The organism is Vibrio sp. SCSIO 43086, assembly GCF_051132235.1.
GTDB lineage: Bacteria > Pseudomonadota > Gammaproteobacteria > Enterobacterales > Vibrionaceae > Vibrio > Vibrio diabolicus.
Genome location: NZ_CP072678.1, coordinates 1,764,619 through 1,779,285, shown reverse-complemented (window position 1 = coordinate 1,779,285; position 14,667 = coordinate 1,764,619). Strand labels below are relative to the sequence as shown.

Genomic DNA, 14,667 nt, shown 5'->3' with positions numbered 1-14,667 from the left:
TTTAGCGTTTTGCCTTCGACAATAGCGTTGTGATCAATGGTGTATTGCTGTCTCGCATGGTAGGCAGCTCGAATCTGGCTTTGTCAATATCGTCCAATGACAAGGTTGCAGTTATCAAGGTTTCACTGTCTTCTGCCTGCGCCAAGAGCTCACCCGTTGCAGACAAAATACAGCTTCCTCCCCAAAACCACGCTTCGCCCTCTGGCCCGTAACGGTTGGCCATCAAAACTGGAGTTCCGTAGAGCACCGCATAAAATTTAACGTTAACTAACCAGTTGTCTTCATTGGAAAAATCTTTACTGACAATACTGCTGGCCGAATTGATCGGCGCGAGCAAGATTTCAGGCTTATCGAGTAGCGCGCAATGAACCAAAGGTGGATTCCATAAATCGGCACAAATTAAAACCGAGCCTCGCCAATTATCATCAAGAGAAACGCTGGTGGTTGCGTCACCAGAATGAAACCACTTGCCCTCTTCAAGCCCACCATAGGTTGGTAAATTGATTTTGCGATGCACAGCAACCACCGTACCACCGAGCAACCAAGCCATCGCGTTGTAGTACTCTCCCGGAGCAGCCTGTTCAACAAAGCCGACAATCACGGACATGTGCGGTGCAAGTTGCGCCAGCTCTTTAAGCCGAGCATCATCACGCTTCATGGCGACTTCACGCACAGAGGATTGGAGCTGGTATCCGGTCAAGGAGAGTTCAGGAAACAGCAATAGCTGCGACCCCAAGGCCGCTGCTTGCTTTATGTAATCCTGATGAGTATTCAGATTGGCATTCACATCGCCTAACTGGGCGTTGATTTGGGCCACACTGACTTGCAGGATAGTCATGGTATTACCCCAAGTTATGCTCAGATAGGAACTGGCTTGCGACTTCTGAGATCGAACGTCGCTCCACATCAACTTGTTGATTCAAAGTCGACATCGTATCGCCATCGATCGCCGCAGAAAGCGCGTTCATTTGCTCGGCAAGCTCTGGGTTCGCATCTAGCGTTTCTTGGCGAACCACAGGTGTGATCGCGTAATCAGGGAAGAACTGTTTGTCATCCGTTAAAACGGTAAAACCAAATGCTTTGATACGACCATCTGTTGCAAATACGAGCGCAGCATCGACTTCTTTCCCTTTTAGCGCATCATAAGTTAACCCCGTATCCATGCGTTTCACTTGGTCTCGTGACGCTTTGAATTTGTAGGTTTTCTGTAAAGGTCGGAAGCCATCTTTTCGTGCATAGAATTCCGCATTCAAAGCAATGGTCATTGGCGGGTCTTGGCGCATTTGCTCGGCGAAGTCGGATAAGGTTGAAATGCCACGTTGTTTCGCATCGTCACTGCGCATAGCGAGCGCGTAGGTGTTGTTCGCTTTTGAAGGGTTAAGCCAAACTAGGCCTTTCTTCGCATCGAGTTCCTTAACGCGTTGATACACTTGCTCTGCTGGGAGCTTGTCTTTGACTTTGTTGTAAATGATCAGTGATGTGCCCGTGTATTCCCAATAAAGATCAATCTGGCCGTTTTCTTGCGCTTTACGCAAAACCGCACTGCCCATGCCCGAACGTTTATCAACGTCGTAGCCTTTTTTGGTTAAATATTGAGACGTGATTTCCGTTAAAAGCTGTTGTTCTGTAAAGTTTTTACCACCTACGACGATTTCCGCAGATGCGTGAAAACTTGAAAGCAGTACACCAACGGCCAGCAAGCGGCGAGTAATTTGCTTCAACATGTTTGACTCCTGTCTGTGTTCAATTTTTAGGATTGTTATTGTCTAGCTCTAATAGGGTTACAGCCTTTAGGTACAGTGACATAAGAAACGGCTCCTACCACACTGTCGATAGCGATAGCCAGCATCGCTGTAGGAATAGCGCCTGCCAGCATCATGATGGGTTCATCCAGATCAATACCGGTAAAAATGAGCTCCCCTAACCCACCGCCACCAATTAAGAAGGCCAGTGGAACGGTGCCCACGTTGACAGCTAACGCCGTGCGGATACCGGCAAAAATGACGAACAGCGCATTAGGAATTTCAACCTGAAACAACATTTGTAACTCGGTCATACCAATGCCTGACGCCGCTTCTTTTAAATGAGCGGGCACTTCTTTCAGTCCAATGTAGGTGTTTCTGACAATCGGCAACAACGAGGCAATCGTCAGCCCAAATACCGCAGGCACGGTGCCAATGCCAAGAAAGCTCATTGCCAGCGCGAGAATGGCTAAAGTAGGAATCGTGGTCCCCACATTCAAAACCTGCATCGCCGATTCTGCGACTTTCTGAAAACGAGGACGGCTGAGCAATACGCCGACGGGAATCGCGATTAGGATCGCCAATCCACCAGACAGCAGCACCAGTTCAATATGCTGAACCGTCAAATAAACAATGTCTTCTTGGTAGTAAAGAAAATCATCGATCGTACCCGCGCCTTGTAAATAAATACCCAACGCAAAGACACACGCCAATAAAACGAAATAGTAGGTTTGTTTAAGCTGATTGGTCACGATGCCTCCTTAGCCTGATGCAATTGCTGCGGCTGACTAGGAGAGGTATCGCGCTGATAAGTTGCACCGAGATAATGGGTAATGCCGCGCTGTGTGACTTCGCCCACTAAGCGGCCATTCTCGTCAACACACGGCATCCAAACAATGTCGTGCGTGAACATCTTCGATGCGACTTTACGCAGATCATCCGTGGTTCGGGCGATTGTTTTCAGGCCGACATAATGTTCGCCGCAGTACCCCTTCATATTGATTGCGGTAGCTTTTGGCACATAACCGATAGGTTGGTGTTGGTCATTCACTAATATCACGGCGTCGCGATACCCATACGCGTCAATTTTGGTTAGGGCGTCGGCAAGCGTATCGTTAGGTTTCACGTACGCAAAAGTGGTCTGCATGACGGATTCAGCCGTCACTAAGCGAAGACGTTTAAGTGCGCGATCATCTCCGACAAAGTTTTTCACGAAATCATCTTTCGGGTGTGCGAGCAAATCGTCAGGCGTATCGTACTGAACCAGGTGACCATCACGGAAAATCGCAATTCTATCGGCCATTTTGACCGCTTCATCAATGTCATGACTGACAAACATGATGGTCTTGTTGAGCTCTTGCTGCATTTTAAGGAACTCATCCTGGATTACTTCACGGTTGATCGGGTCAATCGCACCAAAAGGTTCATCCATCAGCATGACGGGAGGATCCGCAGCTAGAGCTCGGGCAACACCAATTCGTTGCTGCTGTCCGCCAGACAACTCATTTGGATAACGATTAAGGAAGACACTAGGATCAAGAGCCACCATCTCCAATAGCTCTTTTGCACGCGTCATGTACCTTGCCTTATCCCATCCTAATAACTTGGGAACCACCGCGATGTTTTCGCCGATCGTCATGTTGGGAAATAAGCCAATTTGCTGAATAACATAGCCAATGTTGCGGCGCAGAGTGACCGTATCCATCCCAGAAGTATCTTCACCGCCAAGATAGATCTTGCCCGATGTCGCGGGAATAATTCGGTTGACCATTTTCAGCGTGGTAGTTTTGCCACAACCGGATGGGCCAAGTAACACACAAATTTCACCACTGGGAACTTCCATCTCAATGTGATCTGCGGCAGTCACCGGGCCATTAGGCGTTTCAAAAATTTTGGTTAGCTTATCAATTTTGATCATTTGAATGTCCCTATTATTTGTCCTTTATCAAGCAGCGGTTAGGCCCGGTGGCGTTAATCTTTTTTGTAGTCGAATCAATCCGTAATCCGCGATGATAGCCAGAAGGCTGACGGCGATGGCACCAACGATCAGTTGTCGAGGATCACTTTGCGATATGCCACGGCTGATAAACACGCCCAACCCTCCTGCTCCGATATACGCGGCGATCGCCATAACGCCAATATTCATTACTACTGCCGTTCTCACACCCGCCATAATCACCGGAATCGCCAATGGAATTTCCACCATTTTCAAACGCTGAAAAGGCGTCATCCCGATGCCGCGAGCTGCCTCTCGGAGTGACGGTTCTACGTTGTGAATCGCGGTATAAGTGTTGCGAATAATAGGCAGCTGAGAATAAAGCAGTACGGTAATCACGGCGGGCACGTAGCCAATCCCATGACCAATGGTCGATAAGAGAGGAATCATCAAACCAAACAGTGCGATTGAAGGAATGGTGATAATGATGGACGCTACGTAAAGCACCACTTTCGCAACGCGCTCATTTTGTGTGATAAGAATGCCGATAGGTACGCCAGTTAGGATGGCAAGCCCAACAGCCAGAGCGACCAAAGAGATGTGCTCCATGGTAAGCGTACCTAGCAGCGCTAAGTTATCTATGGTGAAATTTAGTAAGTCCAAGTAGGTCTCCCCCAACTGTGATTCGCAACCAAGTTAACAGGAGATTAAATTACGCTACTTTTTATTAACAGTGTTGTAAAATAGCGACACGTTAAGATAGAAATACGAAATATTAAGGAGGGAAATAATTGGCTTTCTCATCACCAAAAAAAGCGCTTTATTGGCGATGAGCAGCAGTAGTAAACAAGTTGATTATATCGGAACTGAAAAAAGCCATTGATAGCATGAAGAACCAACTACAATGAGCGGTTAAATTGCTCCACAGCCTCTACGACACGGCTAGCGCCATCTTGTATTTCGTTCATCACATTCCCCGCTTTTTCTGAAAGCTCTAGCGTATCTAGTGCTTCTTTTTGACATTTGGCGATCAGTTGGACAGCATTATCGGTTCGCTCTAAGTTTTCAGTTACCATTGTGACAATTTCATCAGTGGTCGCATTGGTTCTTGTGGCAAGCTGTCTGACCTCGTCAGCAACAACGGCAAAGCCTCTACCATGCTCACCCGCGCGAGCTGCTTCTATCGCCGCATTTAACGCCAGTAAGTTAGTTTGGTCAGCAATACCACTGATGCTATTAACCAGTTCACTAATGCGTGATGAGTGCGCTTTGAGCTCGTCAATGGCCTTATTCGCTTGCTGCATTTGGTCAGACAGTGTTTGCACCTTTTCTAGCGTCGAACCTATCACTTGCTGACCTTGCAGTGTTTGTGTTCCGGTCTCTTGAGAAACTTCATTAGCCAATTGCGCAGCCTGAGCCATTTGCTGCTCTTGCATCACCTGCTGGGTGATGTCAGTCGCGAACTTGACGACCTTGTAGAGCTCTCCTCTATCGTTATGGATAGGGTTATAGGAGGCTTCTAACCATACCTCTTCACCGTAACGGTTAACTCGCTTAAATCGGTCTGAAGCAAACTGTCCTTTTGCCAAACGTTGCCAGAACTCGCGATAAGCTTCAGAACCAGCCTCTTCCTGATCGCAGAACATACGATGATGCTTCCCTTTAATTTGATCCAGTGTATAACCCATCGTACTAAGGAAATTATCATTGGCCTTTAATACATTACCATCTAACGTGAACTCAATAACCGCCATAGAACGGCTCAATGCATTCAGCATGTCCTCTTGCTCACGCGATGCTTTGATCGTTCGCGTAAGCTCAGAAGCAAACACAAAAAAGCTTTCGACTTCTTGATGTTCGTTTAAAACAGGCTGGATAACCGTTCGTAACCACGCTTCTTCGCCGTTGCCTTTAAGTACTTGCATCGCGCCATTCCAAAATACTTTGTCTTGAACGGCTCTCTTCATTCGATGAAAGTGCTCTGTATTACGCGAATTTGATGGAACCAGCTCGGTAATCGGTTTCGCTAAAATATCCGCATCAGTGAAAAAAAGTTGTTGCTGAAGTTTTGTATTTACAGAGGTAATGCAACCTTTCTTATCCAGCGTTAAGCGAAGCATTTCTTCATCTAAACTGTGTTGGATTTGCTGCAAGCGTTGCAGATCCTGCTTTAATCGTTGGTTTTCTTGCTGAAGCGACTTATTAAAAAACATAACTTTCTCTCATTTGACTAATCTTCGAACTAGTCAACGGTTTATTATTTATATGCCCAATAGCCTGCAAAGATACGATTTCGTTTGATCGTTCTTCAAACGCAATTCCTGTCTCCGAGCTGAGACACCTACATGACATAAGGCTATTTTTCTTTGGTATGACTTAAGCGCAGTATACTGAAATTTCTTCACCGCCCAAGTTGTTTATATATTTATCAATATCAAGACAATTGGCAGCTATTAGAGATCCGTATTAATGCGGATAGTTGTATGGAGAAAGGATGTATTTGGATCAAAAAAAGCCCTTTCCATAAAGGAAAGGGCTTTGACTTAGTTCCCAAAATTTTTGCCGTTTTACAGCAGTTCCACCGACTGTTGAGCGATTACCCACTCTTCATTGGTAGGAATAACTAGTGCTTTCGCACCGAGCAACTCAGATGTTGCAATAACACCTGCGTTGCCAAATCTTGCATCTTCGTTACCTTTCTCATCTTCAACAAAACCTAGCAGTTTCAGGTTTTTCAAGATTTCACGACGAATTGGTAGTGAGTTTTCACCAATACCACCAGTGAAGATGATGCCGTCTAATGAATCCAGAGCAGCTAGGTAAGAAGTAATGTATTTCGCAACACGGTAAGTGAAGATTTCAAATGCCAACTTCGCACGTGTGTTACCCGCTTCCATGGCTTCTAGTACACCACGTGCGTCACTTGTTACACCGGATACACCTAAGAAGCCTGACTTCTTGTTCATCATCTCGAACACTTCGTCTTTTTCCCAACCTTTACGGAAAAGGAACTCGATAACACTTGGGTCGAGGTCACCACAACGAGTACCCATCATTAGGCCAGCTAACGGCGTCAAACCCATACTTGTATCAACACATTCGCCATTTTTAACCGCACTCACTGATGCACCGTTACCTAAGTGCACGGTGATAAAGCTGCTTTCTTCAACCGGCTTATCTAGCATTTTCGCTGCTTCACGGCTTACGTAGTAGTGGCTTGTGCCGTGAGCACCATAACGACGCACTTTATGCTCTTCGTAAAGCTCGTAAGGAAGCGCGTACATAAACGCTTTTGCAGGCATTGTTTGGTGGAAAGCCGTATCAAACACCGCGAATTGAGGCAGTGAAGGGAATGCTGCCATTGCTGCTCGCATACCTTCTGCATTCGCTTTGTTATGAAGTGGCGCTAGCTCAGCAAGACGCTCAACTTCTTGAATAACTTTTTCATCGACTTTTACTGTGCCTTTAAAGGTTTCGCCACCAGCAACAATGCGGTGACCTACAGCTACAAATTTTGAGCTCAAACCCAAAGTCTCGAGTAGTTTTACCACTCGCTCAACAGCGTACTGATGATGGTTACCGCCAGCAGGAATTGCTTCAACGGTTTTTTCTCCCTGATATTTCCAACTGATTTCAGCTTCAGGTAGGCCAAAACACTCACCAATACCTGATACCAAAGCTTCACCGGTTTCAGAATCAATAACAGCAAATTTTAATGAAGAGCTACCAGAGTTGATCACCAGTACAAACGAATTAGACATGAAATAGTTATCCTGTTGTAGAGCAGAGGTTGTAATAGCGCTTGTGCGCTGCGTACTTCTTGTTTGCCCCTCTATTATTCAATAATTTTTTAATCTTTCAACAATCTTTTAGTAAAAGCGATTTGATTGAACAAATTTTGTTGATCTGTAGCAAGTTTTGATTTTATTTGAAGACTAAAAAATATGACTTGTTAAACATAATTTATGAATAGGTCAATTTGTACAAATTCAGAGATATGAGCTACGTTGTTTATTGGGTGAACAAAAATAATAAACCAATCAATAAGTCGGGGTAATAATGTGCCCACTATTGCATTTCTATTAGTGATCTTAGGTTTGATTTTGCTCTGCTGGGGATGGCAGATGACAAAAAACATCTGCTCGAGAACTGATGTACCCGGGTGGACTTTCCTATTGTTGTTAATCAGCTGTTTCATTTTTGCGTATGCCGCTTTTTTACACGCTATAATGCAAAAACCTATCGCTTCCCTCTTGGAAACCGGAGTTTCTCTCATTTTATTCGGTGGCAGCATTTTTGTGGTGCTGGTTATCAAATGGAGCAACGACTCCATACTAGAACTTCATACCGTTGCTGAAAAAGAGAAGCGTAATGCCGTTCACGACGCACTTACTGGACTCCCTAACCGTAAATACTGCTTTGAGTTAATCGAAGATAGAATACAGTCTGGAGACCCTTTCTCAGTGATCCTTTTCGATGTCGTTAACTTTAAACAAGTCAACGATGCTATGGGACACTTTTGTGGAGACCAACTACTGATTCAAATTGGGCAACGTCTCCAAGAGAAACTTAAAGGCAGTGACAAAATTTTCCGCGTTGGTGGCGATGAATTTGTCATCCTCACCTCGTCAGCATGCGAGGAAACAGGCAAAAGTCTCATCGAAGAGTTAGATTCAGCACTGTCTAATCGCTTCCATTTAGATGAGTTTCAAGTCTCTTCCCGCGTTGTTTTCGGTGTCAGTACCTACCCTTATGACGCTCTGTCCAATGATCTATTGATAAAGCACGCAGACATTGCCATGTATCACGCCAAACGAAATGGCAATCTCTTTGCATTTTATAATGAGGACATGAACGTCGGGGCCAAGTACCAGCTCGAAATCTCTTCTCGTATTCAATGTGCGCTGGAAAAAGAGGAGTTCCAGCTATACTACCAACCGTTGATTGATGCACATACTAACTTAGCTGTCGGCTTTGAAGCCGTGATCCGTTGGCATGATGAAAATGGTAAAACGATTTCGCCTAACGACTTCATCCCCATCGCGGAGCGAAGTAATCAAGTGCACAACATCACCATGTGGGTCCTCAACCAAGTTGAAAAAGATCTCCAGACCTTTATAGAAAAAGACATCAAGCTTCCTGTCCACGTTAACTTATCTGCAAAAGATCTCTCGTCTAATTTATTGTTCAACCGCTTGGAAACACTGCTCAAAGTAAACCCTCAATTTGCTGACCTTATAAGCTTAGAGATTACTGAAACGATGGCGATTGATAGAGTTGTTGAGCTCAACCCCCTAATTCACCAAATCAAAGGATTGGGTATTAAGATCAGCTTGGACGACTTTGGCACCGGGTATTCATCTCTGTCGCTTTTGAGAGATCTCCCAGTTGATCAAATTAAAATCGACCGATCATTTCTTTGTACCGCAAGCCGGACAGAGGGCACCCGCTCTATCGTTGAGAACACAATAGCGTTAGCGCATGGTCTAGGGTATTCAGTCGTCGCAGAAGGCGTTCAAGACATGGATACACTGCATTTTTTACGCAGTCGTGGCTGCGACATCATTCAGGGCTACTTGTTCTGCCCAGCCCTACCCTTAAACGAAGTAATAACCTGGGTAAATGAGCACGATGAAAAACAAAGCCGTATTCGACGCGCATAAAAAAGCCGAGCATTTCGCTCGGCTTTCAATTCTTGCGGCAATTTAATCAATTGCTCTAATCACTGATTCGTGATTATGCTTCTTGAGTGCGACGACCACGGCCGTGACCACGCTCACCACGGTGGTTACCACGGTGATCACCACCACGGTTACGATCGAAGCGACGTTCGCCACCTTCACGGTTACCATCGCGGTTGCCGTCACGGTTACCACGGAAGCCACCTTCGCGACGACCGCCTTCACGACGATCACCACCACGGTTGCCGCCTTCGCGGTTGCCACGGTAACCGCCGCCATCACGACGACCGCCATCGCGACGACCACCGTCACGGCGACCACCACGAGACTCTCGGAAGTCATCGAAATCACATACTACAGCACCAACATCTTGTTGACGGATGCGTAGTTTGCTTAGCTTGCCCGCAGCTTCAGAAGTCATTGCTTTTGGTAGCTGAACGAATGTGTGGCCTTGTGCTAGCTTGATCGCACCGATAGAGCCTTTACCTAGACCTAGTTCGTTCGCTAGAGCACCAACGATGTCTTTAACTTGAACACCTTGCTCGCGACCAACTTGAAGCTGGTAAGTATCCCAATCTTGGTTGTTGAAGTTACGACCGCCGTCACGACCACCTTCACGGCGCTCTTTACGGCGTTGCTTATCACGCTCAATCGCTTCAACCATCGGGTCTTCGCCAATGTAGAACAGAGGACGTTTACCTTGCTGGCGCTTAAGAAGCATAGCAGCAAGCGTTGCTGGGTCGATTTCTAGAGAAGTTTGTAGTTTCTCTACTAGCTCAGCAAATTTGTCTAGAGCTTTGTGCTCTTTCTCTGCTTCAAGCTCAGCACCTAGCTTAGCTAGACGAGCTTCAGCAACTTGGTCACGTAGAGGAAGTTGAATCTCTTCCATAGATGACTTAGTTACGCGCTCGATGGTGCGAAGCATACGGATTTGGTTAGTGCGAACAAGAAGGATCGCTTTACCTTTACGTCCAGCACGGCCAGTACGACCGATACGGTGGATGTAAGACTCAACATCGAATGGGATGTCGTAGTTGAATACATGCGTAATACGTGGAACGTCAAGACCACGTGCAACAACATCAGTTGCAACTAGGATGTCGATAACACCTTGTTTGATGTGATCAACAGTACGCTCACGTAGAGACTGAGGAATGTCGCCGTGCAGAGCGGCCGCTTTAAAGCCACGTGCAGATAGCCAATCAGCTAGACGCTCAGTGTCTTGACGAGTACGTACGAAGACGATTGACGCATCAGTTTCTTCCGTTTCAAGAAGACGAGACATCGCTTCATCTTTCTCTACACCCTTCACTACCCAGAACTGCTGTTGAACTTTGTCTACAGTGTGGTTCTTACCAGCAACGTCAACCATTACAGGTTCACGTAGGAAACGCTCAACGATTTTCTTAAGCATCGGAGGCATTGTTGCAGAGAATAGAACGCGTTGAGCAGACTCTGGTGCGTGTTCCATGATCGCAGTAACGTCATCAACGAAACCCATGTTTAGCATTTCGTCAGCTTCGTCTAGTACAAACGTGTTTACTTCATCTAGGTGTAGACGTTCACGGTTGATAAGGTCTTGTACACGACCTGGAGTACCAACAATAACTTGTGCACCGCTCTTAAGAGCACGCATCTGATCTACGATAGAAGCACCACCGTAAATCTCTAAAACTTTAAGACCCTTGATGTTCTTACCAAGGTTTTTCATTTCAGCAGCAACCTGGATCGCTAACTCACGCGTTGGCGCAAGAACGATAGCTTGTGGTTTACGTTGGTTGAGATCGATCTTATTTAGAAGAGGCAGAGAGAACGCTGCCGTTTTACCTGTACCTGTTTGAGCTTTACCCAGCGCGTCAGCACCTTCCAACAGGTGTGGGATTGCCGCAGCCTGAATTGGAGTTGGTGACACGAAACCCATTCCGTCTAGAGCAGAAAGGATAGAATCATTCAGAGATAAATCGCTGAATTGAATAACAGAATCTTGCATTGGGATCCTACTTAATTAAACAAAAAAACAGTCCCATATGCTCTTCCAATTCGATACTGATTCATCCAGTTACTGATTCCATTCAGACAGGAATACAGCACAGTACACAACCGCGATAAGCCATTAGGGACGACTAAGGGAGGCGGATTATTCCTTAAAAGCATAAAAAAAGCCAGAAAAAATTGAATTACATCACAATTTATTCTCAATAATGGCATTTTTAGCATATTTTTCCACCAGCCCCACCATTCCCCGTAGATTTGCGCAGCTCGCAGATGAGTTTTTCATCAATATTTAAGCCGATTTCCTGCAATTCGATCAGCAAAATTCACGGCGAAATTGCGCTCCACAGGTAGTAATAATAGCTCGCAATGATTATAGTGTGCCCAACTCCATAGGTAATTTAAGAAAAGATGTTTCAAGATAACCCACTACTCGCTCAGCTTAAGCAGCAAATCCAAGAAAACCTGCCGAAAAAAGAAGGCTCAATAAAAGCCACAGATAAAGGCTTTGGCTTTTTGGAAGTGGACAGCAAGACTAGCTTCTTCATCCCACCTGCGTACATGAAAAAGTGCATGCACGGTGACAAAGTCGTCGCCATTATCCGCACAGAAAATGAACGCGAAGTTGCAGAGCCGCAAGAGCTGTTAGAACAAGCCGTGACTCGCTTTATTGGTCGAGTCAAAATGTTCAAAGGCAAGCTAAACGTAGCACCTGATCACCCGCAGCTTAAAAAGCTTTCTCTTAAAGCGAAACTAAAGAAAGGTCTCAAACCTGACGAGTTCGCAGAGGGAGATTGGGTTGTCGCACATCTTATTCGCCACCCTCTAAAAGGCGATAACTCTTTCTTCGTGGAAATTTCTGAAAAAATCACAGACGCGAACGACAAAATTGCACCTTGGTGGGTAACGCTTGCTCAAAACGATCTACCAAACTCTGAGCCAGCAGGCATCGAGAACTGGGAACTAAAAGACGACGCCGATCTAGAACGCGTAGACATTACACACGTTCCTTTCGTGACTATCGATGGTGAATCAACCAAAGATATGGACGATGCGCTGTACGCGAAGAAAACCGAATCTGGCGATTTCGAACTGACTATCGCTATCGCAGATCCAACCGCCTACATCACACCAGAAGATGAAATGGATAAAGTAGCACGTGAGCGTGGCTATACTATTTATCTTCCGGGCCGCAATATTCCAATGCTGCCTCGCGATCTAGCAGACAACCTATGCTCTCTGATTGAAGGCGAAATCCGCCCTGCTATTTGCTGTACCGTAACCGTAAATAAAGACGGCGTAATTGGCGACGATATCAAGTTCTTCGCAGCAAACATCAAATCACACGCACGCTTAGCATACGATCACGTGTCTGATTGGCTAGAAAACGGCAGCTCAGAAGCATGGCAACCATCTGAAGAGATCGCGACGATCGTTCGTGACCTTTACGACTTTTCTCTTGCTCGCGCAGAATGGCGTGAGAAAAACGCAGTGGTCTTCCCAGACCGCCCTGACTACCGTTTTGAGCTGAGTGAAGACAACGATGTGGTTGCTATCCATGCAGATATGCGCCGCAGTGCAAATCGCTTGGTTGAAGAGTCAATGATTACCGCAAACATCTGTGCTGGTCGTACACTGCGCGATAAATTTGAAACAGGTGTTTTCAATACTCACGCTGGCATTAAGACTGAGAAGATTGAAGAAGTGGTTCAACTTGTCAATCCAGAAGGTGCACTGGAATTCACAGCGGAGTCAATTACTACTCTAGAAGGCTTTGCTGCATTGCGTCGCTGGTTGGCTGCGCAAGAAACCTCTTATCTTGATAATCGTATTCGTAAGTTCCAAGCCTACAGTGAAGTAGGTAATCAGCCTCTTCCTCATTACGCTATGGGGCTGGATATCTATGCGACTTGGACATCACCAATTCGTAAGTACGGCGATATGATCAACCATCGCATGTTGAAGGCCGTCATCCTAGGCAAAGAGCCAGTGCAAAAACCTGATGATCAAGTCGGTGAAGAACTAGCTCTGCACCGTAAACATCATAAAATTGCTGAGCGAAATGTCTCAGATTGGTTATATGCACGTACGCTTGCTGATGAGCCGAACAAGAAAACTTGTTTCACAGGTGAGATTTTCGATATTAATCGTGCTGGTGCACGTGTCCGACTTCTCGAAAATGGCGCAGCAGCCTTTATTCCTGGTGCACTAATTCTTGATAATAAAGAAAGAATTGAGTGCAATGGCGACAACGGTACCATCTCTATCGATAAAGAGGTCGTATACAAACTTGGTGATACATTGGAAATTGTCCTTGCGGACGTAAACCAAGAGAACCGCAGTTTAGTTGCAAAGCCAACCCAGGTATTTGCTGAACAACCAGCAGCACAAGCAGAACAGACTGTAAGTGAATAATACCGAATGAAGTTAAAAGGCGCTCTATTGAGCGCCTTTTTTATTTGTTATGTAAAAATGATAAGAACGAATATGCCGAACATTGAGATCATTCGCTTTAATTACTTCACTGCGCGCAAAAGTGAGCGTTACACCGCAACACATAATGGCTTATATGTTGTTGAAGAAGGTGCCCTATTAGTTCATCAACCAAATGGTGAACAATTTGAACTTAAAGCAGGAGATTTTACTCTCTACAACTCCGCTGATTTGAGCAGCGCAGAAGCCATCCCTAGTGAAAATGGCTTTAAAGCACTGGCTCTAGTCTTCAACCCAAATCTATTCTGTGACTTTAAAAAAGCGCACCCAATGCTACGCTCCAAGACGGAAGAAAGGCGCTTCTATCCTTTTTCAGCGCAAGCCAGCAGCGAAGTAGCACAACTAAAAGACACATTGGTCAACTTAGCGAGTCGCAATGCTCCAGACTACACACAAGGTCATATCGCAATGGCACTGCTGTCGTTAATGGTGGAGGTAGAGCCAAACATCCTATCAATCATAGATGATGCAAGCAGCCTAAGCGACTCTCAAAAGGCCATCAAGTATATTGAGAACAATATCGAGAAAGATATCACTCTGGAAGGCTTAGCGGCTCATATGAGCATGTCTATTGCGACCTTAAAACGCCGCCTCGCCGCAGAGGATCTTTCATTTTCACAGATATTAAAAGTGAAGCGGATCAACTTCGCCGCAACCCAGCTGCGCATGTCAGAAAAATCTATAACAGAAATAGCGTTTGAATCCGGGTTTAAAAGTGCAGCGCATTTCAGTACCGCATTTAAATCGGTTTACAACATGACGCCGAAAGACTTTAGAAACCAAGTCGTTAAATCCAAAGCATAAATCATGGTGACATTGACAG

Annotated in this window: 11 protein-coding genes and 1 pseudogene; 3 read left to right on the top strand and 9 right to left on the bottom strand. The window is 45.6% G+C overall.

Translation table 11 applies throughout. From position 1 onward, the window contains the following. Window position 1 precedes the first annotated feature (1 nt). The 8 genes and pseudogenes from J8Z23_RS24155 to J8Z23_RS24120 form a co-directional block, all read right to left on the bottom strand. Window positions 2-838, bottom strand: coding sequence for a nitrilase-related carbon-nitrogen hydrolase (locus J8Z23_RS24155; protein WP_243327733.1), 837 nt, complete (start codon window positions 836-838; stop codon window positions 2-4). A gap of 4 nt (window positions 839-842) precedes the next feature. Further along, window positions 843-1,724, bottom strand: a complete 882-nt coding sequence (locus tag J8Z23_RS24150; protein WP_046873659.1) for a glycine betaine ABC transporter substrate-binding protein — start codon at window positions 1,722-1,724, stop codon at window positions 843-845. Between the two features lie 35 nt (window positions 1,725-1,759). Beyond that, window positions 1,760-2,494, bottom strand: a complete 735-nt coding sequence (locus J8Z23_RS24145; protein ID WP_006742426.1) for an ABC transporter permease — start codon at window positions 2,492-2,494, stop codon at window positions 1,760-1,762. Continuing rightward, window positions 2,491-3,660 (bottom strand): ABC transporter ATP-binding protein, encoded by a 1,170-nt coding sequence (locus tag J8Z23_RS24140; protein ID WP_054868206.1) that lies wholly within the window; start codon window positions 3,658-3,660, stop codon window positions 2,491-2,493. The genes J8Z23_RS24145 and J8Z23_RS24140 overlap by 4 nt, the downstream gene beginning before the upstream one ends. A gap of 27 nt (window positions 3,661-3,687) precedes the next feature. Beyond that, window positions 3,688-4,287 carry an ABC transporter permease gene (locus J8Z23_RS24135; protein ID WP_012842483.1) on the bottom strand — a complete coding sequence of 200 codons (600 nt, stop codon included), beginning with the start codon at window positions 4,285-4,287 and terminating at the stop codon, window positions 3,688-3,690. 290 nt (window positions 4,288-4,577) lie between these two features. Beyond that, window positions 4,578-4,982, bottom strand: coding sequence for a methyl-accepting chemotaxis protein (locus J8Z23_RS24130; RefSeq protein WP_434635850.1), 405 nt, complete (start codon window positions 4,980-4,982; stop codon window positions 4,578-4,580). 129 nt (window positions 4,983-5,111) lie between these two features. Further along, window positions 5,112-5,891, bottom strand: a pseudogene (locus J8Z23_RS24125) (PAS domain-containing protein); the annotation flags it as partial. A gap of 354 nt (window positions 5,892-6,245) precedes the next feature. Next, complete coding sequence (locus J8Z23_RS24120) at window positions 6,246-7,439, bottom strand: acetate/propionate family kinase (protein ID WP_104970111.1); 1,194 nt, start codon at window positions 7,437-7,439, stop codon at window positions 6,246-6,248. Window positions 7,440-7,802: 363 nt separating this feature from the next. On the opposite strand from J8Z23_RS24120, the gene J8Z23_RS24115 reads away from it, so the two are divergent. Beyond that, the gene (locus J8Z23_RS24115) at window positions 7,803-9,341 is read left to right on the top strand and encodes a putative bifunctional diguanylate cyclase/phosphodiesterase (protein ID WP_031780182.1); all 1,539 of its coding nucleotides are present in this window, start codon (window positions 7,803-7,805) and stop codon (window positions 9,339-9,341) included. Window positions 9,342-9,414: 73 nt separating this feature from the next. On the opposite strand, the gene J8Z23_RS24110 is transcribed toward J8Z23_RS24115, so the two are convergent. Beyond that, complete coding sequence (locus J8Z23_RS24110) at window positions 9,415-11,349, bottom strand: DEAD/DEAH box helicase (protein ID WP_047009310.1); 1,935 nt, start codon at window positions 11,347-11,349, stop codon at window positions 9,415-9,417. 413 nt (window positions 11,350-11,762) lie between these two features. On the opposite strand from J8Z23_RS24110, the gene rnb reads away from it, so the two are divergent. After that, window positions 11,763-13,766: an exoribonuclease II gene (gene rnb, locus J8Z23_RS24105; RefSeq protein ID WP_301659214.1), complete on the top strand. Its 2,004-nt coding sequence runs from the start codon at window positions 11,763-11,765 to the stop codon at window positions 13,764-13,766. A gap of 72 nt (window positions 13,767-13,838) precedes the next feature. Beyond that, window positions 13,839-14,648, top strand: a complete 810-nt coding sequence (locus J8Z23_RS24100; protein WP_301659215.1) for an AraC family transcriptional regulator — start codon at window positions 13,839-13,841, stop codon at window positions 14,646-14,648. The last annotated feature ends 19 nt before the right edge of the window (window positions 14,649-14,667 follow it).

Bases quoted from the DNA above. Each gene is read 5' to 3' on its own strand.
- J8Z23_RS24130 (WP_434635850.1), bottom strand. From the start codon at position 4,982: ATGCAGCAAGCGAATAAGGCCATTGACGAGCTCAAAGCGCACTCATCA.
- J8Z23_RS24100 (WP_301659215.1), top strand. From the start codon at position 13,839: ATGCCGAACATTGAGATCATTCGCTTTAATTACTTCACTGCGCGCAAA.
- J8Z23_RS24115 (WP_031780182.1), top strand. From the start codon at position 7,803: ATGACAAAAAACATCTGCTCGAGAACTGATGTACCCGGGTGGACTTTC.
- J8Z23_RS24150 (WP_046873659.1), bottom strand. From the start codon at position 1,724: ATGTTGAAGCAAATTACTCGCCGCTTGCTGGCCGTTGGTGTACTGCTT.
- J8Z23_RS24140 (WP_054868206.1), bottom strand. From the start codon at position 3,660: ATGATCAAAATTGATAAGCTAACCAAAATTTTTGAAACGCCTAATGGC.
- J8Z23_RS24135 (WP_012842483.1), bottom strand. From the start codon at position 4,287: ATGGAGCACATCTCTTTGGTCGCTCTGGCTGTTGGGCTTGCCATCCTA.
- J8Z23_RS24110 (WP_047009310.1), bottom strand. From the start codon at position 11,349: ATGCAAGATTCTGTTATTCAATTCAGCGATTTATCTCTGAATGATTCT.
- rnb (WP_301659214.1), top strand. From the start codon at position 11,763: ATGTTTCAAGATAACCCACTACTCGCTCAGCTTAAGCAGCAAATCCAA.
- J8Z23_RS24155 (WP_243327733.1), bottom strand. From the start codon at position 838: ATGACTATCCTGCAAGTCAGTGTGGCCCAAATCAACGCCCAGTTAGGC.
- J8Z23_RS24120 (WP_104970111.1), bottom strand. From the start codon at position 7,439: ATGTCTAATTCGTTTGTACTGGTGATCAACTCTGGTAGCTCTTCATTA.